Here is a 20,148-nt window from a genome sequence, read left to right as displayed (position 1 = left end):
CCCCCGTTTGGAGCCAGCATGTTCCGACACCGCTTGGCCGTAACCATCTCGGCCGCCACGGCCCTGACGCTCGCCGTCGCCGGTTGTGGTGGCACCACCAAGGACAGCAACGCCAACTCGGGCGGCGGCACCCAGGCATCGGCGACCGCGGACCCGAACGCCGCGCTCAAAGAGGGCCTGAAGATCGCATACCTGCCCAAGCAGTTGAACAACCCGTACTCCGATGTGGAGACTTCGGGCGGTGAGGAGGCCGTCAAGGAGCTCAAGGGTGAGTACAAGAAGGTCGGCCCGAACGACGCGTCGGCGTCGTCCCAGGTTTCCTACATCAACACGCTGATCCAGCAGCAGCAGGACGTCATCGTGATCGCCGCGAACGACCCGAACGCGGTCTGCCCGTCGCTGAACCAGGCCCGGGCGGCGAAGATCAAGGTCGTCACCTTCGACTCCGACGCGTCGAAGGACTGCCGGGACGCGTTCATCAATCAGGCCACCACCCAGGGCATCGGCGAATCCCTCGCCAAGATGGCCCTCGAGCAGGCCGGCGCCAGCGGTGGCGAGATCGCCGTCCTGTCGGCCACCCCGAACGCGACGAACCAGAACGCCTGGATCGACGTCATGAAGAAGGAACTGGCCAAGCCGGAGTACAGCAAGCTCAAGCTGGTCAAGGTGGCCTACGGCAACGACGACGACCAGAAGTCGTTCCAGGAGGCCCAGGGCCTCATGCAATCGTTCCCCAACCTGAAGGTTATCGTCGCCCCGACCACGGTCGGCATCGCGGCGGGCGCCCGCTACATCGGCTCGTCCTCGTACAAGGGCAAGGTCGCGGTCACCGGCCTCGGCCTGCCGAACCAGATGCGCCAGTACGTCAAGGACGGCACCGTCAAGAAGTTCGCGCTGTGGAACCCGGCCGACATCGGCTACCTGGCCGCCTACGCCGGCGCCGCGCTCGCCTCCGGGAAGATCACCGGCGCCGAGGGCGACAAGTTCTCCGCCGGCAAGCTCGGCGACTACACGATCGGCAAGGACGGCGAGATCGTCCTCGGCCCGCCGACCGAGTTCACCGCCGACAACATCGACAAGTTCAACTTCTAAAAGGTCGTCATGCCTCGTTACTGCTTCCAACTTCAAGTCCGCCCCGAGCGGATGGCGGAGTACGTGGAGCGGCACCAGTCCGTGTGGCCCGAGATGCAGCAGGCACTTCGGGCCACCGGCTGGCGCAACTACTCCCTTTTCCTGCGCTCCGACGGGCTGTTGATCGGCTACGTGGAGGCGGACGACCTCGCGGCGTCCCAGGCGGCAATGGCGGCGCTGGACGTCAACTCCCGGTGGCAGGCGGAGATGGCGCCGTTCTTCGCCGGCACCACGCCGACCGAGGGTTTCCCGCTGCTGACCGAGGTGTTCCACCTCGGCGAAGATCCAGAAGAGAAGTGATCCGTGATGGCTGACCTGGCCGCAGTCAAGCGCGCGCTCGCCGCGCAGCGCATCGAGACCCCGTCCTGGGCGTACGGGAACTCCGGCACCCGATTCAAGGTGTTCGCCCAGCAGGGCGTGCCGCGCAACCCCGAGGAGAAGATCGCCGACGCAGCGGCCGTGCACCGCTTCACCGGCGTCGCCCCCACCGTCGCGCTGCACATCCCGTGGGACAAGGTGGACGACTACGCCGCCCTGACGCGCTACGCCGCCGACCAGGGCGTCGGCATCGGCGCGATCAACACCAACGTCTTCCAGGACGACGACTACAAGCTAGGCTCGGTCACCAACCCGGATCCCGGCATCCGCCGCAAGGCCACCGATCACCTCCTCGAGGCGATCGACATCATGGACCAGACCGGTTCGCAGGACCTCAAGCTCTGGTTCTCCGACGGCATCAACTACCCCGGCCAGGACGACCTGCGCACCCGCCAGGACCGGCTCGCCGCCGCCCTGCGTGAGACCTACGACCGCCTCGGCGAAAACCAACGCATGCTGCTCGAGTACAAGCTCTTCGAGCCGGCCTTCTACGCGACGGACGTCCCCGACTGGGGCACCTCCTATGCCCACTGCATCGAGCTCGGCGAGCGCGCCACCGTCTGCATCGACACCGGCCACCACGCCCCCAGCACGAACATCGAGTTCATCGTCGCGTTCCTGCTCCGCCAGGGAAAACTAGGAGCCTTCGACTTCAACAGCCGCTTCTACGCCGACGACGACCTCATGGTGGGCGCCGCCGACCCGTTCCAGCTGTTCCGCATCATGTACGAGATCGTCCGCGCGGACGCCCTGGATCCCGCGTACGGCATCGCCTTCATGCTCGACCAGTGCCACAACATCGAGCGCAAGATCCCCGCCATCATCCGCTCGGTGATGAACGTCCAGGAGGCCACCGCGAAGGCCCTGCTGGTCGACCGCGACGCCTTGACCGCGGCCCAGAACGCCGGCGACGTCCTGGAGTCCAACGCCGTCTTCATGGACGCCTACAACACCGACGTCCGCCCCCTGCTGGCCGAGGTCCGCGCCGACAACAGCCTGGACCCCGACCCCATCGCCGCCTACAAGCGCTCCGGCTACGACGAGAAAATCATCGCCGACCGCGTAGGCGGCCAGCAGGCCGGCTGGGGAGCCTAACTTCAAGATCAAATTCATGTCGTACCTGGGTGGTGGGTGACAGACCGTCGCTCCCGCCGAGGCCGGCCCGGGGCCCAGCTGCGCTGGCCCTGGGCCTTCATTCTGCGTAAGTGGTCACCCAAACCACCCACTCGCTCCCCGCCCCCGAAAGCCCCACCCTCGCCCCGCCGCCCCCTCCCGCGTTGATGACTTCCCGCGCCCACCGCACACCAACTCATCACGCCTCGCGCAGACCGCTCACCGCCACCGCCACCGCCCACCGCCACCGCCCACCGCCCACCGCCACCGCTCGCCGCCACCCACTGGCCGCACCCGCCGATCTTGATGACTTCCCGCTCGCCGCCCGGTCCTGTCCCGAGGCGTGTGTCGGGCAGGCGGCAACGGTGGTGCTGGCGCGGCGGCCGGCGACGAGGATGGTGCCGTTGGCGGTCACCGGGCAGCGTTGCGGGGTGGATCTCGGCTGATTCACCCTTGAAGCCGCCCGTCCCGCGCGGGAAACTCGGGCTTGTGGCGCTGGCCGGGCGTGCCGACGAGAGCGCCGCGGTGCTCGCCCACCTGGGTGAGGCCGCGGCCGGGCACGCGTCGACGCTGCTGGTGCGGGGCGAGCCCGGCGTCGGCAAGACGTCGCTGGTCGGCGAGGCGTGCCAAGATGCTCGGGTCGAGACGATCTGGGCGTCCTGCCTGCCGCTGACCTCGATGACCACGCCGCTGCTGCCGCTGCGCGGCGCGCTGCGACGGGCCGGCCTCGGCGACGACGTCACGCTCGTCGCGTTCGACTCGTGGCTGGACAGGGCGACCGCCGACCGGCCGCTGGCGCTGGTCGTCGACGACCTGCAGTGGGCCGACCAGAGCACCCTCGACGTCCTGCTCTACGTGATCGCCGGTCGCGCCGATCGGGGACTCGCGGTGACCGCCACCATCCGGGCCGGCGCCGAGGGCGACCGGCTCTCCGGCTGGCTTGCCGACGTGCAACGCCTTCCCCGCGCACGGGAGCTGGTGCTCGACCGGCTCGACCGGGCCGGGACCGGCGAGCAGATCGCGGGCCTGCTCGGGCGCCCGGCCGACGAAGGGCTGGTCGACGAGGTGTTCGCCCGCACCGCCGGCAACCCGTATCTGACCAGCCTGCTCGTCCGCGACCTTGATCCACACGCGACCGCGCTCCCGGCGGCCCGGCCCGCGCGGCTGCGCGACGCGGTGATCCGCCCCTGGCGCGAGATGTCCGCGCCCGCGAGGGAGTTGACCCGGATCCTCGCCGTCGGCGGCCACCCCCAGCACTACGAGGGACTCGCCCGGATCACACCGGCGCTCGGATTCGACGAGCCCGTGCTCCCCGGTCTCCGCGAGGCGGTCGAGGTGGGAGTGCTGCGCGCGGACGGCGACGAGCGCTACTGGTTCACACATCCCCTGCTGGCCGAGATCCTCGACGGCGATCTTCTTCCCGAACAGCGCCGTCAGATGCATGCCCGATACGCCGCGGCGCTCGGCGACGGCGATCCGACCCAGCTGGCCGATCACTACGACCGGGCCGGGATGGCCGAGCCGGCGTTCCGGTGGGCGGTGCGGGCGGCCGAGGTGACCGCGGGCGCCCCCGAACGGCTTCGGCTGCTGCGCCGCGCCCTGGCGCTCTGGCCGGTTGTCGGCGAGCCTCGCGCGAGCCGGATCGACCTGTGGGAACGGGCGCAGGCCGCGTCGCGGGAGGCCGGCTTCGGCCCGGACGAGCTCGAGGCCGTCGAGGCGCTGATCGGGCTGGTGTCGCCGGACCGGGAGCCACTGTGGCACGCCCGCCTGGTGCACCGCCGTCGCGCCATGAGGGAAGGGCTGGGCCTCGACGGGCCCGATGTGGCGGCCTGGCGCGCGGTCGTCGCCCTCACCGCGCCGTACCCGGACAGCGTCGAGCACGCGCGGAGCATGATCGAGCTGGCCGACCAGCTGCTCTCCATGGAGGATCCCGAGGGTGTCGCCCTCGCCGCGACGGCGTTCGAGCTGGCCGAGGCGAGCGGGGACGACGAGACGCTCGCCGAGGCGCTCGTCGTTCGGGTGTACGCCGGGACGTCCACCCGGCGGCCGGGCGCCGAGGAGGATGCCGAGCGGGCTTGGCGGATCGCCGCGAGCCTTCGGCACTTCGGGCTCATCCGGCTCGCCGCCTACGCGTCGGCGAACGCACGCGCCGTTTCCCGGCGGGAGATCGCGGGCATCTACCACCGCGCGGCGGAGGACCTCGTCGCGCTCGGGGCGCCGCACAGCCACGTCGCCGAGATGTGCGCCTGGGAAGCTCGCTGCCTGTTGCTGACGGGCGATGGGGCGGCTTGCCGGCAACGGCTCCGGGTGGCGCTCGGCGCCCGGCCCGGAGCGCGCGGCGATGTGGTCGCCCGGCTGACCGCCGCCACGCTGGCCGCGCTGCAGGGCCGGACGGCCGAGGCCGAGGGGCACTTGGCCCGCGCCGAGGAGATATTCGGCGCCGACCGCGGCGGAGTCCAGAACGTCTACTTCGACGAGATCCGGGCCCTCGTGGCTCTGGAGGCGGGCGACCCCGACCGGGCCTTCGCCATCGCCCTGCACGGGCTCGAGTGCATGCCGTACGTCGAGGAGATGTTGCCGATCGCCACGCGCGCGCTGGCCGACCAGGCCGAGGCCGCCGAGGATCCCGTGCCGATTCTCGCTCGCCTCACCGATTTCCGGCGCCGGTATCCGAGCGTGGTCGCCGATCTGAACGCGACGTCGGCCGAGGCGACCCTGCGGGCGTTCCAGCTCCGGGCGGATGCCGAGACGGCCCGGGCGAACCGCGACCCGGCCGAGCTTCCGCTCTGGCGAGCGGCGGCCGATGCCTGCCATGAGGCCGAGGTGCCGTGGGATGAGGCGTACGGTCGCTGGCGTCTTGCCCAAGCCACCCTGCGTGACCGGAGCACCCACCGTGAGGCGCCCGAAGCCCTTCGCCGGGCCTACAAGCTCGCCGTCGATCTCGGCGCGCGACGACTGATCACCGAGCTGGAGCAGCTGGCGCGCAGCGCCCGCGTCGACCTGACCCCGGCCGAGCGGCCCGTCGTGCCGCCGCCCGAGCTGCCGGGGCTGACCCGCCGCGAACGGGAGGTGCTCGCTCACCTGATGACCGGGCGCACCAACGCCGAGATCGCCAAGGCGCTCGTGCTCAGCGAGAAGACGATTGGCGTCCACATCTCCAACATGCTGCGCAAGACCGGAACGACCAACCGGGTGCAGCTCGCCGAGCTCGCCCGCCGCTCGCGAGGGCGGAAATCTGAAGAGGAGAACGGCGACTTCTGAAGAGCCGCTCCCGATGTGGGTGCGGTCGCCGGGACGGGAGCGTGGGTCCATCCGACAAAGGAGGACTCCGATGCTCATCCAGCTCGCGCTCGCGGCGCTCTCCGCGATGTCGCTGCCCACCGCGATCCCGGCCCCCGAGCCGCGCGATCCGCCCCGGCCGGTCCCGGTGGCCCTCTCGGCGCCCACCCGGCTCGTGCAGACCGCGCACGATCTCTATTGGACGGCCGGCACCACCGTCTACCGCACCTCGAAGAACGCCGATCCGGGTCAGGAGAACGTGCTCTACACCGAGTCCGGCGCCGGCCGGAACTTCGGCGCTCTCGTGTATGCCGATGGCATCTACGTCGTCGTGAACGCCGACGGCGCGTCGCAGATCAAGCGGGTGCCCGGCGGCGAGGTCGTCGCCACCCCGGAGGAGCCGATCGGCGTGCGCGACCTGGTGACCGACGGCCGCCTGCTGATCTGGCCGGACGCCCACGGCGTGCGTGCCGTGCCGATCCGCGGCGGTCCGGTCCACACCCTCGCCCAGGGGTCGGGCATCACCCACCTCGCGCTCGATGGCGGCACCCTCTACTACGCCGAGGGCAAGCGGATCCATCGCATCGGCCTGGAGGGGGAGGCCCTGTTCGCCACCGCCGATCGGGCGGTGACCTCGCTGTACGCGCGCGGCGGCGTCGTCTTCTACGGCTCGGCGGACGGCTCGGTTTGGCGCAAGGCCGAGGGCGAGGCGGCGGTCGTCCTGCGCCCGGCCACCGACGGCCGGACCGTGGCCTCGGTCTTCAGCGACGGCCGGCGGGTGCTTTGGTCGGACTGCTCGACCTCGGCGCCGGAGTGCGCGGTGGGGACGTGGCTCGCCGGTTACGACTGGTCGTTCCTGAGCGGCCCGCGCACCCACGACGTGCTGGCCGACCCGCACGCGACCTACTTCGGCGATGCTTCCGGGGTTTGGCGCTTCTCGCGATGAGACCGGAAGCGAGAGCACTGCTCTTGACAGCGTGCGCCGATCGGTGTTCACTGTTTACAGGAGAGAGCAGTGCTCTCGTTTTGGAGGAGAAGACCATGCGTTACCTGGCCCCGAAGCGCGCCGCCAACATCTTCAACGACCTCGCGAAGTGGCTCACCGCGCGCGGGATCAGCCTCATGGGCAGCCGGGTCCTGGCGGTCCGGGGGCGCAAGTCCGGCGAGGTTCGCACGACGATCGTCAACCTCTTCACGTACGAGGGGGAGCGTTACCTCCTCGCGCCGCGCGGGCACACGCAGTGGGTGCGCAACCTGCGCGCGGCCGGGGAGGGCGAGCTTCGGCTGGGGCGGCGGCGCCAGCGGTTCGTCCCGGTCGATGTCGCCGATGCCGACAAGGAGCCGCTGATCCGGCTCTACCTGAAGAAGTGGGCCTGGGAGACGGGCGCCTTCTTCGACGGGCTCAAGGCCGGCTCGCCGCGGGCCGACATCGAGGACGCCGCGCCGGGCTTCCCGGTCTTCCGCATCGTCGCCGGCTAGAGCTCGTGCAGCACCACCTCGGTGAGCTTGCCGGCCGCGACCGTGGCGGTCATGAACGTGGCGAACGGCTGCCGCCGCCGATCCGTGGGCGAGCCGGGGTTGAGCAGCCGCAGCCCGTTGGCGGCGGTGGTGTCCCAGGGGATGTGCGAGTGAGCGAACATGCCAAAACCTGGGTCACGTGTACGGTAGCACGGTGCCCGATCTCGCTGAACTCCTCGCGATCCCTGGCAAGTCCCTCGACGGGATCACGGTGTCAGGCGATGAGGCCCGAGCCCAGCTAGGTGTCGAACTGTATCCGCAGGCCGTGCGCTCGATGGACAGGCTCCACGTCGCCGTCTACCTGCGGATCTCAGATGACCGGCTGGAGGAGTACCGAGGGGTACGCCGTCAGGCAACAGACACGATCAACTATGTCCTGGCCCGAGGCGCAGCGTCGGTCACGATCTACGAGGAAAACGACACCTCGGCGTTCAAGAAGAAGCGCATCACCGTTGCCGACGAGCAGGGCAATCAATACTTCGCGTGGCGGGTGATCCGGCCTCGGTGGCAGGCGATGCTCGCCGCTCTGCGGTCCAGCATCTGCACGGCCGCATGCGTTTATGACCTCGACCGACTGGCTCGCGACAACCGGGACCTGGAAGACGCCATCGAACTGGCCGAGCACTATCACCGGTTCTTCGATGGCACGACCGGCTCCCTCGACCTGAACACCGACGGCGGTCGGGCGATGGCCCGTGTGCTCACAGCGATGAACAACAAGTCGTCAGCCGACACCTCGCGTCGGCAGAAGCGGAAGCATCAGGAATTGGCAGAGGAGGGGCAGCCCGTCGGCTCGCGCCGTCCGTACGGTTGGAAGGTCGATAAGCGGACGCTCGAGCATGCCGAAGCCAACGAGGTTCGCGAGGCCATCACCAAAATCGTGGCCGGCGTCAATCCGATGGCGGTCGTGGCCGAGTGGAACCGGCGCGGACTGCGGACGACTGTGGGCAACCCGTGGCGTCGCTCGACCTTCATCAACATGCTTCGCAACCCACGCATTGCCGGATACCGGAGCACGTCAGTGCAGGGCGATAGAGCCTTGGGGGAACCGGCGACCCGCTATGTGATTGTCACCAAGGCCGACGGCACGGAGGTCAAGGGCCAGTGGGAGCCGATCGTCGAGCGGTCAGTTTGGGAGTCTCTGGTCGACAAGATCGGCAGGCAGGCACAAAGTCCCAAGAATGACGAGCGAGGCCGACACCACAAGTACCTGCTGTCCGGTCTGGTTCGGTGCGGTCGCTGTCCGCAGCTCCCCAGGATGGCTGGAACCCACACCCTGTCGAGGGGCAAGGACTACTGGCGGTATGGCTGCGAGGGTGGCGAAGAGGGCCGATGCACCAACACCCGACACATGGGCCGCGTCGATGATCTGATCCGCGACCTCGTGTTCAGGGTGCATGACCGCCTCGCCAGCGAGGCCGAACTTGAGCCGGCCCCTGTGCCACCCGAGGTTGACCAGCGGATCGCCGACGTCGAAGGTCTCCTGACCGACCTCTACGACCAGTGGAAGGCCAAGGCGCTGACCTCGCAGGAATACTTCGCGATGCGAAAGGACCTCTCCGGCGAGCGCGAAGAACTGGTCGCGACCCGAGCGGAGATCGAGCAGCGCGAAGCCAGCGTCAGCGCGTCAGCCAGCGTCCGCGATCGGTGGGATGAGTCCACGATGGGCGAGCGGCAAGCGTTCGTCGCGTCTTATCTGGAGGCTGTGATCATCCGGCCGATCGAACCCGAGTGGGACGAGCAGCTCGGCCGGGTGGTCAAGCGCAAGCGGTACTTCAATCCTGATCTGATCGAGCCGGTGTGGCGGTAGCCGGCCCGACCCTCCGCTTGACCAAGATGCCGAGCGCGGCGTTTGCAGCGACCCAGCGCTCCCAAGTTGGCTTCGGTGCCTTTGCGGCCTGGTGCTCAATCCATTGCTCTCGGGTCAGTGCTGGCGTTGCCTGCTCGCGCGAACTCACGCGGCGTACTCCGATCTACCCGGGCGTCACTCGCGCCCGTGCATGAACTCCCCTTCGTCGTGGCTGACCCTGCGAGCAGTGAAGGTGAACGCGGCGCATGGAGCTGGCATTCCGGCGCTGGCCAATTTGGTCAGGCTGGAGGCCAGCCCACCTCGCTCGGATACCTGGAGCGCAAGAAGAGCGGTGAGCCCTGTCACTGACAAACCCTCGGACCTCGCTCGACCCAAGTGATCTCGTGCGCCCGCCATCGCGGCCGATCTAGTGCGTCTGGACAGGCGCGGGGTCGAAGAATCTCCTAGTAGTCGAACTAGCGATGCCTCCGACAAGATCGCGTCGATGATGATCGAGCCGTTCCCCGAATTCGCAGCCTCAGTCCTTCGTTTCTGTCGGCGGTACCGACCTACCGTTGATCACGAGCGGTTCGGCAAGCCGCTCCGATGGACCTGGCAACTCAAGCAGAAGGAGCGCTTGTTGAGGTCGGCCCGACCTCGAACACGAAGGGAGTCCCGCACAGCGTGGAGCAAACGGCCTCCAAGGACACGCGCGCCGACTGGCGTATGTACATCGACCAGATCGTGGAGCAGGCACCGCCTCTGACTCCGGAGATTAAGAGCCGCCTACGGGGGCTGCTGAAGGGAGGTGAGCGGTGAGTGGGCAGCGAGAGGGTGGAAAGCTGCCGCCCCCAGACATGACCAATGCCGAGATCGCCCGGCACTTCCGAGAGGCAGGGCTGAGCATCCTTTGCCTCGCAGCGATCACCCGATGGACGATCCCCGACATCCTCGCGGCATGCATGTCAATGCCGGAGACGTTGGCGGTCGGCTACCGAGACGGACTTGAAGACGCTCTGATCCGGCGCACTACTCATCAAGGTTCGTGACGTGGCGATCAACTTCGGCAGGAACCGGCCGTGGGGCGCGTTGTCCGTCATGGAATGCCAGCGAAGGGCAAAGGATCCCCGTCACCCGCTTGTCTATCGGGTCCATTTCGCCGCAATCGGCTGGGCGAACCAGATCGGACACGCGGAGTTCGGTCCGGGCGAGCTGAGCCAGCATCTCAAAGACGAAGGCGGCAAGCCGCTCAACGCCACCAGTCTCTCGCGCGTTCTCGGAAAGGCACGCGACTTGGATCTGGTGGCACCGAGTTCGCAAGCGCGTTGCCTCGTTCTCGCCCATCACGTGTTCCAGAAGGAGCGCTACGGCAATCGGTACTGCAAGACGCACGGCATCAAGCCAGGCGGCTAGCCGGCCTTTGTCCTGGCGGGGCAACGCTCTTGCCCTCTCGGGTCAAGCCAAAGCCTTCTGACCAGGGAAAACGCAGATTCCTCTTATATCTAAATAAGAGGCGTCGGCGAGTTCACTCGGACGGGGTGAACGACCTAACGAGGTCGCCTCCTAACCCGTCATCTGTTCACCACCATCCCGCTGGCGCTGGCCATCAAGAGCCCGCGGAGCGGGCCGTCATCAGCAACCCCGACAAAGGCGAGGCCATCTCGCCATGTCGTCATGCCCAAACCCAAGAAGGAGTGTCGCCCTCAGTGGCTACCAACAAGAAGTCCACCTCTCCCGTTCAGGCGCTCGCTGACGCTCGCGCTCTGCTCGACCAGCGGGAAGCTGACCAACAAGCCGCAGTCACCGCCAACGAGGAACTCCGCGACCAGCTTTCCGCCGGAGACGACAAGGTCACTGCACTAGAGCTTGCCGCCGCGTACTTCCAGATTCAGCGGGCAGAGCTGCTTGTGCCTGCGGCGAAGAGCGCTGTACAGCGAGCTGAGCGGGCAGTCGAGCTGTTCCAGGCTCAGACCTCGCCAACGCTGGCCGAGTGGCTTCACCAGCTCATCCAGAAAGACCCGTTCGCCTTCGGCCTCCAGGGCATGCCGATCAGCGTGGTGCCGGAGTTGCCTCGAGACGCGGAGGGGCCAGCGGCCTTTTTGTCGCAGCTCAAGCCGACGACGCTTGAGCCGAGCACGGGCGCGATGAGCGGTACGGTTTGGCTTGACCTCGTGCTTCCGGAGTACGTGGAGGCGTGGGACTACACCGTGGTCGACAGGGCCGTGAAGCGGCTGATTGACGACGGCGGTCTCGCTGAGCGGGCGTACGTCAACGCTCGCCAACAACTCCGTGCCCCGAAGCTGGCGATCGACATCGTCAAGCTTCAGCCCGAAATTCCTAGCCTTCCGCTCGAAGCCCCGGAGTCGGCGCTCCGCGACTTCGGTTGGCTCGTCTCTGACTCGATCCACGCCGCTGGCGACAAGATCACTCACAACGCTGATGATCCCCGCTACCGGGTGCCTGGCTCCTCGATCTCCGCCAGTGTAAAGGCATGCGACCTGGTCGACTTGTCCAACGACGCTGGCATCGTCCGCCGTCAGGTCTCCGTAACGCTCCACGTTGCTGGCCGACACACATCGACCGAGTTGGCGGCGAGGATCGCGATGGCCGTGGAGAATCTCCCGGGCAAGATTGCGCCGTGGCTCGGCAGGATCGATAGCGGCTCAGTGGCCAAGTACGAGTGGGCGGAGCAGAAGCGGCCCGATCAGGTAGGGCGCGTCAAGGTTGAGAAGTCCACCGTCCGTGTTGACTTCACGCTTCTTAGTGCCATTCTAGGCTGAGTCGGCCTACAAGAAGTTGTTGATCAATGCGCCGCCCGTGCAGGGTACTGCGTGAACAACCACTAGCCCATTGATGAAGGAGCCGTCCCAAAGTTCTACCGGCTTGGGGGCGGCTCCTCGGCATTTCGTGCCGTTAGCCAGCACGACGGGCGTTAAAGTACAGTGAGGTGGCCTAGGCGGCCAAGGTGATTGTGAGAGCGAATGCGGTGCGTAGTCTCGACCTCCCGGAGTGAGGGGCTGGATGGCCTCCTGCGGATCATCAATGATCATGGCTTCGATCCGATCCTTACTGAAGATATGGGTGCCGGCTCCTCTCTGATGAGCGCTGATTTCAGTGACGTTACTTGCGCCGTCGCAGTGCTCCCCGAGATTGATGAAGCTGAGCACCAGGCGACAGGTTTGCTCGCCATCTATGTTGAGATCGGCATCTTGCTTGGTAAAGGGATTCCCCTTCTAGCCATTACCGGTTCCAGGGGTGGATTGCATCCTGCGCTCTCGTCGGTTGCGTATGCGGCTGTTGATCTTGAGGACGACGACTCGCTTGCCTTTCATCTTAGGATGTTCTTGAAGACCCTCTCAGTAAGAGATGCAACCTCTGCTGAGATCATTTCTCGGGAGCCGGCAGCGCAACGCGTTGACCTAGACGCGACGGCAACCTCTATCTTGGAGACTCTCGATGCCGGCGATCGCGGTTCGGCGCTCCAGTTTGAGAAGCAAGTCGTAAGGCTTCTCTCCGAAGTCTTCGGAGGCGTAGCAGACAACGTCGACCGCGCTGGCGGGCAGGATCTCGGTGTTGATGCGGTCATTGGTGTGGAAGCGAAGCATGGATCCCCGTTCTTCGTCGTTGTCGAGGTGAAGAAGGTCAGGGGAGACCGGTTGACCTTTAGGCGCGCACTGGAACAGTTGGCGTTCTATAGGCAAAGCCTTCACGCTGATCTTGGCTTACTCGTCTTCGATAGCGTAGGCCCTCCTCAGCCGCTGTGGATGGTAGAGCCTGTGGAAGGAATCTTGGCTCTCTCCGCCGTCGAACTGATCCGGATGGTTGCTGAGGGCTCGCTAGAGCAATTTTTGAGGCGCGCCCGCAATCAGGCTGTACACGGAGCCTGACGTGGACCCTTCTGTGATTCGTCAGCATCTCGATACGGCTGCGACTGCACCAAACAGCAACGCGAAAGGGAAAGCCTACGAGGCGCTTGTGGCTTACCTATTCGATTGTGTGCCTGGCTGCATTGTTGAGCCGGACATTACGAACGTCTTTGGGACAGAGCAGATCGATGTTGCCGTCGGGAATTCGAGAGCCAGTGATGGACTGTCTCTTTTGCCTAACGTTCTGTTGGTCGAATGTAAGGACTGGGATGACCCGGTCGACAGTAAAACAGTCGGCTATTTCGCGAACATCTTGACGGGTAGAGCCGTAGAGGTAGGAGTTCTAGTCGCCGCTAATGGAATTACGGGCAATCCGCAAGATCTTACTAATGCGCACGCTATTGGCCTCCATCTCGCCCCGCGAGGAACGAAGATAATCGTTATCACTACGGCGGAGATCGCGGCCCTTGTCTCGGTTGCTGACTTCGTTGAGCTGCTTCATCGTAGACTTCTACGTGCTTACGCAACGGGAGGTATCGGAGCGCCCGTTTAGGTCCCGGGCGAGGAGCTGAGGTTTGTCTGCTCGTGCATCTACTCTCCTCCGCCAAGGGTTGCTGACGCTCCAGCTATGGCAGGGGCAAGGGCCGGTTTGCCCCTCCGAGCGAGCTGACCTGCGCAAACAGCATCGACTCTGAAGCCGTGGCACGGATTTAGGCGCCTGTTTGGGGGTCTATAGGCGCCTGACCTGCACAAACGTTCTTTGAACGGCCTGGAAACCGTGGCAGAATCCGAGCTGCTATCACCGACCGGTCCTCGTTTTGATCCTGAACGGGTCATACCCCCCTTGTATCCATAGGACGGCATTAGTGCTGGGGCGCTAGGAAAGCTCACGGAACATGCCTTCAATTGTGGCTCGGTCCGAGGTTGAGGTTGCTGAGGCGGGCCTTCCGTACCCTGCCCCGGAAGTCGGCATATTGCGGGGATCGTAACCACCTGAGTAGCGCTCAAAAATTGATTCTCGTGCCGACTCAATGTCGGATCTTAGGTCGTCGAGGACACCTATTCTTCTGGCGGTTTGCTCGACGGCGTCAATCCACTGGTGATCCGAGTCTTGATCTTGCTCATTGCCGGAAAGATTCTCTATCTCTTGGCGTAACCCCGAACAGACGCTCTCGTGATACTTCTCGCTAGGGTCGAAATCCTGTTTTAGAATCGATGCGTGAGTATCGTAAAAGTCCTCGAACGAATTTACGTCATCTATGGTGTACAGTACCTCGCCCCAGCTCTCGAAGGCCCACTCCAACTTCTCGCGAAGCTGCTCAGCGCCGTCGGTATAACCCCTCATGATGGCGATGTTAAAGCGCTCCCAGTCGTCGGGTTCCATAAAGTAGGAGGCTGGTCCTTCCACGAGTTCGATGGCTGAAATGAGGAGCCCATCGAACGATTTTCTCATCACCCTGTGCGCCGGAAGAAGTGACTTGATTAGGTGTCCGGCCGATGCCCGGTAGGTATTCCCTGCTCGTTCGGGATCACCATTATTATTGGTAGAAAGCTCCTGCATCTTGCAGGTTATCGCTAGTTGGTGGCGAGTGAAAGCGTCTGCGCTATTTTTGAAACGCAACTCTCCGTCAACCTCGGATGCGGCATACGACAAGAGTGCGCCCACCTGTGACACGCTCTCGGCATCCTCGATGATTGCCATCAAGTAGTCTGGCTCTTCGTTAAGGAAAGCAAGAATGAAGTCGCGCACGCTGGGATTGGCGTAAGCGATCACAGTGCCGCCGCGTACCGGTTTCTCCACGCGAACAAAGGTGCCCTCTAGAACGCGAAGCGCGCCGGTGTAATCCGTCGGCCTGGAATCCTTTTTCACTAAGCGTCTTAGGGTGTCGGGACTGACTCCCGATACGGGAAAAGATGCAAGCGTCAGCGTTATTCGTTGCCCGATGTCGGATAGGCCATTGAATACAATTCTCCAGAGATCGAGGGGGTGATTAAGGGTGTGGTTCAGACTGGTAGCTAATTCCTCTGCTGACGAATGTGGCCTGTCTATGATCAATTCAAGGATACGTGGCGAAAAGTTTTTGTGATTGACGACTGACCAGTAGGAGGAGGCTGCGGCGTAGTCTCGGACTACCTCACGTCGAAGTGACGAGAAATATAAGTGGTTGTATAAGATTCGCGCCCGCTGAACCGCCCCGTAGTCAGCAATCTTCACCACGCACTCAACGATCTGGAAATCTGCGCGTGCGATTGGTTCGCTGATCAGTCTGGTTTGCTGAAGAATTTGCGATCTTGTTGTCATCACGAGTCGCTTATCTGGGTTATTTGCGACGCGACTCATGAAGCGTGTTATCCAACTGTCTTTGGCTCGTCGTTCGCTGAGGTCCGTCTGCCCGAGGAAGTCGTCGTACAGGAATACTTGCCGCTGTCCGGACTTGTAGGCGTCCCAAGCGTCATCGACATCAGTTCCTACTGATACGATCTGCCAACCTTCGTGCCAGTAGCGTAAAGCGAGCATCTCGGCGAGCATGCTTTTGCCGACCCCGGGGGCACCTGTTAAAACGACAACATGCTTCTCATTGAGAAGTTCGTAGGCTGCCATAAAGTTGTGAGTAGGAACGTAGAGTTTGACCCGGTCCCTGATGTCTTCAAGTAAGGCTTCACTGCGGGACCAAATGCCACTTTGTACTATGCGGTCAAGGATGGTTGTTGAGGCAAGCCACAATTTGAAATGCTGTTGCTCTACCACTGGGTGCCGCGTTATGAGGTCGTTGATATCTTTTTGGGTTAGCAGATCGGCGGTGTCGGAAATCCATGGCTTGAGGTCATCTGCGAGAGTGTCCTTCTGGGTCCTATTTAGGTCTTGGGAGGTAACAAAGAGGTAGCGGTCGGGATTCTCGTTGTTCATCTTTGACACCTCGCGGCGCGCCGATGATCGAAGATCTGAAAATGATGACCCTAGGTAGTGCTTGCATTGGACAACGATTTTCCCCGTCGCCGTTCTCGCTCGCAGGTCGATGCCGCCATCGCGGCCATGTCCGAAGGCCTCTAGGTGCCATTCATATTCTGCTTGGAGAAGATCGCGAATGAGTATCTCGAAGTCGCTTGGCGAGAGGGTGCGGAAATCGTAGTCGGCCAAGATCCGTTACTCCAATAGGTACGTGGGTCACCAGCTTGCATGACGGGACGGAGTGCATCAACGGCATCGCGCTAGTCAGGGGTACTTCCAGCCAGCTGGCGCAGCTCAGCGAAGGCTGCTACCAGTTGCTCAGTAGACGGCTTCTCGATGATCGAGTTCTGGCCGTAGAGCCCGACTACCTCGCGCCCGTCGGGTGTCTCACTGTCGAGAGCCCAGCTTCCGTCTTCGTCCTCGGTTGGTGCCCAGCCTCGGGCGTAGAGGTCCCGCATCGCCCTGTTCCAGTCCGCCTCTTGGAGGGACCCACCGGGGCCGGCTGTCCGCAAGTCGTCGTCAGGATTGGGCCGGACCAGCAGGCCAGAGCCGGTCATCGGGTCAAGGTAGGCGGTGTGGCAGGCGTAGGCGATGGTCTCCACGGTGATCCCTTGCTGAGTTTGTTGAGGAGTGGTTCTCTACTTTGCTGTCCGTAGGCTGGCCTTGCCAGCAGGCGTTCGGGCTGTTCGTTGTTAACCTCCTGGCACACAACGCGGAAGGGACCACGGGCTGACCCGCGATCCCTCAACGTCACCGTGCGGTTTCAAGCCGCGCGATCGTTAGCCGCTCCGCCGTCCACCCATGCGGCGAGGTCGGCCCTCGCATACAGGTCGGCATTCCCGCTCCGTCCTCGCGGAGCGGGCACCCGACCGACCCGCCGCTGAAGCCGCTTCTTCGCCGCCTCCAGCTTCCACGGGATCACTCCGGCGTCGATTGCCTGGCGTAGCGTCAGGAAGTCCCCAGCAGCGCTTGATGGGCCGCTGACCTCGGATGTCTCCGGGGACCGGGGACAAGCGAGTTCCCGAGCCTCAGCGTTGGACGGGTAGGCCACCTGAACCTCGGTCGCCTGGCCGCCGATGACCACCTGCCACCGACCGAGCGTGCGCGAAGCGCGCGGCATCGCTGCCTCGGGCACGAGCATCTTCCAGTTGTTCGCCGTGTACCGGGCCAGACAGCGGATGCCGAAGTTCTCCCGCGCCTCCGGACCGCCGATGGCGCGAGCGGTCAGCATCTGCGCGACGGCGAGCACGTTGACCTTGGCGCTTCGGCCCATGAAGAGCAGATCGGCCAGGGCCGACACGGCAGGGGAGCGCTTCGGGTCTCCCTTTCCGCGGAACTCCGCCCAGAAGTTCGTGAGCTGCCCGATCGTGGCGTTAAGTTCCTCGGCGATGACCAGCACGCGCGGACCGGGATCCCTGTCTTCAGCCTCGTGCAGGGCGAGCGTGTTCCGCTCATCGGCCAGAGCGGCGAGGCGAACCAGGGCGTCATGCATCTGCTCTGGCCGCGAGCAGTAGTCGACGCCAGCGAGGCCGAGTGCCCAACGATGCGAGCCCTTGCGGTCGAGAATCACGACCCGACCACCCCGGTTGAGCACCTGCACGGCGACCAGCTCAGCGAGCACGCTCTTACCGGCACCGGTCCCCGCGCTGACCGCGATGTGCGGTGAGTCGTCCCGCAGAGACAGCGTGACCGCAACGTCTCCGGCACCCTGCCCGATGTAGAACTCCCACTCCGCCAGCCGGGGGAGGTGCGCGAGCACCTGGGCGTAGCCGACGCGGGCAGGCGGACGCTTCCGCACGGTCCACGTCGCGGTGACCCGAGGGCCGACCTGGTGCCACGACTCGACCAGGTCGGACACGGGGATCTTGCTGCCGATGATGGCCGAGACGAGTTGCCGTTGCTCACGAGTTAGGTACGGCGTTTCCGCGACCAGCTCGATACGCGGCCCCTGGTCGGGATCCACCGGCCTACGGAACATCGCCAGCCTTGCCGTGATCGGTTCGGCGGCACGCTGCATCGACCATGCGGCCCGCTGAGCACGCTCAGGAAGCCACCGAATGATCGGCTCTGCCCGTTCGCCGTACCACGTGCGCAACGCCGTCTCAGCGGGCGACAGAGGCTTCGCCAGCCGTGGCGTGAGGCTGCCCAAGGTCGGATCGACGTGAAGCCGTACGCCGCCGTTCTGAAGACCGAGAGCGGGCGCGAGAGCGGCCAACGTTGGAGCGACGTACGCTCGGTCGAATCGACGCATCGTCACCTTGCGGCGTAACCGCCAGCCGGTCACTGCGACGGCGGCGGCAAGCGTCCCGCCGGTGGGCGCGGGGTAAGCCGCAGCCACGATCGCCACGGCCGGAACGCCGAGGCGGACAGACTGACGCTGCCAGCCTGCCCATCGGCCATCGCCACGGCTCAGGTACGGATAGCCAGCCCTCCCGGTGAGCGGCCGACCGGACACGTACCGGTAGGCCAAGCGAGAGGCAGTGTGCTTGCGCTGAAGCCGACGGATCGCGCGCTCTACGTCGTTCACTGGTCTCCCCCCTCGCTGACCAGGTGGGCGAGAGCGGCACCCATGCCGAGCACGGCGACCGGCAGGCAGGCAACAAGGGTGGTGATCTGCCACGGCGCAGACGTGATCCCGGCAGAGGTCATCAGGTGATAGGCGACTTGCCCGGCTGCGCCGAGGATCAGCGACGCGACAGCCGACACGGCGGCGAACCGGCGAGCACGCCGAGGAACGCCACCCGACAGCCAGACGCGAAGGGCGTACGCCGCGTATGCCTCAACTCCGATCGGCAGCGTGATCGCTGTGTTCAGGCTCAGCGAGTCCCAGATGCCGGGGAGCGGGTGCACCACACCGAACCCGGTGAGCCCACCGAGTCCGACCCAACCTGACCAGATGGCGACGAAAGCGGGTGCGGCGAGAAAGAACAGGATCAGGGAGTGCGCCCGCTTCCGCGCCCGGGGCTCTCGGATCGCCGTAGCGGCCTCGGCCTCGGTGCCCGGGTGTACGGCAGGGGTGATCTCGGCAGACAGCTCAGCGTTGATTTCAGCCGCTTCAATGATCGGATTCACGTCGGCGCGAGCCGACGGGTAGGCGGAAACCGGATCGGCAAGCGGGCTCACGGTGGGCTCGGCGAGTAGGGCCGATCGCAGCGCTTGGGCCTTCGGCGCGCCGATCCGAAGCTCACGCATCAGCCGGTTCCGGGACGGAACGCCGGACACGGTCTTGGCGAGCGTGCGGGCAGCCGGGAGCAGGTCAGCCAGGTCTCGCGGGTAGGCGCTGGTGACGGTCACGGGCGCGTCCCCTTCCGGGAGATCTGGTCGGCCGTCGCGATGGAGTGAGACTCGACGGCGCGCTGAGCGACTACTGCCATCACGGCAACGATCAGCGACAGGCCGCCGGCGGCGAGGCAGATGGCCCACAAGGCGAGTACGTTCATGCGGCACCGCCCAGAGCCTCGGAGCGGCACACGGCGCACGAGCCGATGGGCTGGCCTACGTGTCCAGGCTTCGGGCAGCGAGCGTCACCCACGTTGGGCGGCAACGCCGCGCCCTTCGGCGGAGTCCAGCCACGACGCGCCGAGGATTGGGGTTGGTCCTTCGGAGAATCAATGGGGTTGCGGGCGGAAGCCGACGACCGGCCAACGCCTTCCGACGCTGCCGCGCCCTCATTTGGTTCTTGATGGTTAAAGGACGGTTTGTAGGAAGCCAGCTTCCGGCCCCTTGGAAGCAGGCTTCCGGCCGTCGTGCGCTGTGCTTCCGCCCGGTCGGCCACCGCCCGGAAGCTGGCTTCCGCCCGGTTATCCACAGGCTCAGGCACCTCGGTTGGACGACCGGAAAGCGGCTCGGCGAACGGGTCGAGCGACGACGGCACCTCTCGGCGACGCTCCAGCGCGAGGTCCCAGACGACCGGGCGACGGTCAGAGGGAATGAACGCTGTGTGCCGCTGGTCGCCGCGACGGATCAGGCCAAGGCGTTCCAACGTCGCCAGGTCGCTGCGGATCGAGCGGGTGGACTTGCGGGAGTAGTGGGCGAGCCGTTCCTGAGACGGGAAGGCTCCGTGTCCGTTCGGATGTGCGTGGTTGGCGAGGCCGATCAGTACGGCCATGCAGGATGGTGGGACG

The 20,148-nt window shown here is 65.2% G+C and carries 18 protein-coding genes and 2 pseudogenes; 11 read left to right on the top strand and 9 right to left on the bottom strand.

Annotated elements, in window-relative coordinates; all coding sequences use genetic code 11:
* Positions 1–18 precede the first annotated feature (18 nt).
* From rhaS to rhaI, 3 genes are read left to right on the top strand one after another with little or no spacing between them, the layout of a single operon-like run.
* The gene (gene rhaS, locus ACQPZX_RS02775; RefSeq protein WP_433373876.1) at positions 19–1,092 is read left to right on the top strand and encodes a rhamnose ABC transporter substrate-binding protein; all 1,074 of its coding nucleotides are present in this window, start codon (positions 19–21) and stop codon (positions 1,090–1,092) included.
* 9 nt (positions 1,093–1,101) lie between these two features.
* Entirely contained in the window at positions 1,102–1,431 is a 330-nt protein-coding gene (locus ACQPZX_RS02770) for an L-rhamnose mutarotase (RefSeq protein ID WP_433373873.1), read from the top strand.
* Positions 1,432–1,437: 6 nt separating this feature from the next.
* Positions 1,438–2,604, top strand: a complete 1,167-nt coding sequence (gene rhaI, locus ACQPZX_RS02765) for an L-rhamnose isomerase (RefSeq protein ID WP_433384983.1) — start codon at positions 1,438–1,440, stop codon at positions 2,602–2,604.
* A gap of 217 nt (positions 2,605–2,821) precedes the next feature.
* On the opposite strand, the gene ACQPZX_RS02760 is transcribed toward rhaI, so the two are convergent.
* Complete coding sequence (locus ACQPZX_RS02760) at positions 2,822–3,073, bottom strand: hypothetical protein (RefSeq protein WP_433373870.1); 252 nt, start codon at positions 3,071–3,073, stop codon at positions 2,822–2,824.
* 2 nt (positions 3,074–3,075) lie between these two features.
* On the opposite strand from ACQPZX_RS02760, the gene ACQPZX_RS02755 reads away from it, so the two are divergent.
* The 3 genes from ACQPZX_RS02755 to ACQPZX_RS02745 all read left to right on the top strand — a co-directional run bounded on the left by ACQPZX_RS02755 (position 3,076) and on the right by ACQPZX_RS02745 (position 7,380).
* On the top strand, positions 3,076–5,883 hold the full coding sequence (locus ACQPZX_RS02755; RefSeq protein ID WP_433373868.1) for a LuxR C-terminal-related transcriptional regulator: 2,808 nt from the start codon (positions 3,076–3,078) through the stop codon (positions 5,881–5,883).
* 70 nt (positions 5,884–5,953) lie between these two features.
* Positions 5,954–6,847, top strand: coding sequence for a hypothetical protein (locus ACQPZX_RS02750; RefSeq protein WP_433373866.1), 894 nt, complete (start codon positions 5,954–5,956; stop codon positions 6,845–6,847).
* A 95-nt stretch (positions 6,848–6,942) separates the two neighbouring features.
* Entirely contained in the window at positions 6,943–7,380 is a 438-nt protein-coding gene (locus tag ACQPZX_RS02745) for a nitroreductase family deazaflavin-dependent oxidoreductase (protein WP_433373863.1), read from the top strand.
* On the opposite strand, the pseudogene ACQPZX_RS02740 reads toward ACQPZX_RS02745, so the two are convergent.
* A pseudogene (locus ACQPZX_RS02740) lies at positions 7,377–7,541 on the bottom strand (YfcE family phosphodiesterase); the annotation flags it as partial. The gene ACQPZX_RS02745 and the pseudogene ACQPZX_RS02740 sit on opposite strands and share 4 nt — an antisense overlap.
* 32 nt (positions 7,542–7,573) lie before the next feature.
* Between ACQPZX_RS02740 and ACQPZX_RS02735 the strand changes: the two are divergent.
* The 5 genes and pseudogenes from ACQPZX_RS02735 to ACQPZX_RS02715 form a co-directional block, all read left to right on the top strand.
* Complete coding sequence (locus tag ACQPZX_RS02735; RefSeq protein WP_433373861.1) at positions 7,574–9,229, top strand: recombinase family protein; 1,656 nt, start codon at positions 7,574–7,576, stop codon at positions 9,227–9,229.
* 1,029 nt (positions 9,230–10,258) lie between these two features.
* Complete coding sequence (locus ACQPZX_RS02730; RefSeq protein WP_433373858.1) at positions 10,259–10,621, top strand: hypothetical protein; 363 nt, start codon at positions 10,259–10,261, stop codon at positions 10,619–10,621.
* Positions 10,622–10,914: 293 nt separating this feature from the next.
* Positions 10,915–11,988, top strand: a complete 1,074-nt coding sequence (locus ACQPZX_RS02725; protein WP_433373855.1) for a hypothetical protein — start codon at positions 10,915–10,917, stop codon at positions 11,986–11,988.
* 201 nt (positions 11,989–12,189) lie between these two features.
* Positions 12,190–13,095, top strand: coding sequence for a hypothetical protein (locus ACQPZX_RS02720; protein WP_433373853.1), 906 nt, complete (start codon positions 12,190–12,192; stop codon positions 13,093–13,095).
* Position 13,096: 1 nt separating this feature from the next.
* Positions 13,097–13,414 (top strand): annotated as a pseudogene (locus tag ACQPZX_RS02715) (hypothetical protein); the annotation flags it as partial.
* Between the two features lie 3 nt (positions 13,415–13,417).
* Here the strand turns inward: ACQPZX_RS02715 and ACQPZX_RS02710 are convergent.
* From ACQPZX_RS02710 to ACQPZX_RS02680, 7 genes are all read right to left on the bottom strand, one after another.
* Positions 13,418–13,576: a hypothetical protein gene (locus ACQPZX_RS02710; protein WP_433386088.1), complete on the bottom strand. Its 159-nt coding sequence runs from the start codon at positions 13,574–13,576 to the stop codon at positions 13,418–13,420.
* 375 nt (positions 13,577–13,951) lie between these two features.
* Complete coding sequence (locus tag ACQPZX_RS02705; RefSeq protein WP_433373850.1) at positions 13,952–16,213, bottom strand: restriction endonuclease; 2,262 nt, start codon at positions 16,211–16,213, stop codon at positions 13,952–13,954.
* A 71-nt stretch (positions 16,214–16,284) separates the two neighbouring features.
* Positions 16,285–16,626: a hypothetical protein gene (locus ACQPZX_RS02700; protein ID WP_433373847.1), complete on the bottom strand. Its 342-nt coding sequence runs from the start codon at positions 16,624–16,626 to the stop codon at positions 16,285–16,287.
* Between the two features lie 161 nt (positions 16,627–16,787).
* A complete protein-coding gene (locus ACQPZX_RS02695; RefSeq protein ID WP_433373844.1) occupies positions 16,788–18,551 on the bottom strand; it encodes a type IV secretory system conjugative DNA transfer family protein in 1,764 nt (587 codons plus the stop codon).
* Positions 18,548–19,318 (bottom strand): ABC transporter permease, encoded by a 771-nt coding sequence (locus ACQPZX_RS02690; RefSeq protein ID WP_433373842.1) that lies wholly within the window; start codon positions 19,316–19,318, stop codon positions 18,548–18,550. The genes ACQPZX_RS02695 and ACQPZX_RS02690 overlap by 4 nt, the downstream gene beginning before the upstream one ends.
* Complete coding sequence (locus tag ACQPZX_RS02685; protein WP_433373839.1) at positions 19,315–19,464, bottom strand: hypothetical protein; 150 nt, start codon at positions 19,462–19,464, stop codon at positions 19,315–19,317. Before ACQPZX_RS02685 ends, ACQPZX_RS02690 begins: the two co-directional genes overlap by 4 nt.
* Positions 19,461–20,132 carry a helix-turn-helix domain-containing protein gene (locus tag ACQPZX_RS02680; protein ID WP_433373836.1) on the bottom strand — a complete coding sequence of 224 codons (672 nt, stop codon included), beginning with the start codon at positions 20,130–20,132 and terminating at the stop codon, positions 19,461–19,463. Before ACQPZX_RS02680 ends, ACQPZX_RS02685 begins: the two co-directional genes overlap by 4 nt.
* Between the last annotated feature and the right edge of the window lie 16 nt (positions 20,133–20,148).

This window comes from Actinoplanes sp. CA-142083 (assembly GCF_050942195.1).
Lineage (GTDB): Bacteria > Actinomycetota > Actinomycetes > Mycobacteriales > Micromonosporaceae > Actinoplanes.
The sequence above is the reverse complement of the archived record's forward strand: the minus strand, read 5'-3'. Positions and strand labels throughout refer to the sequence as shown.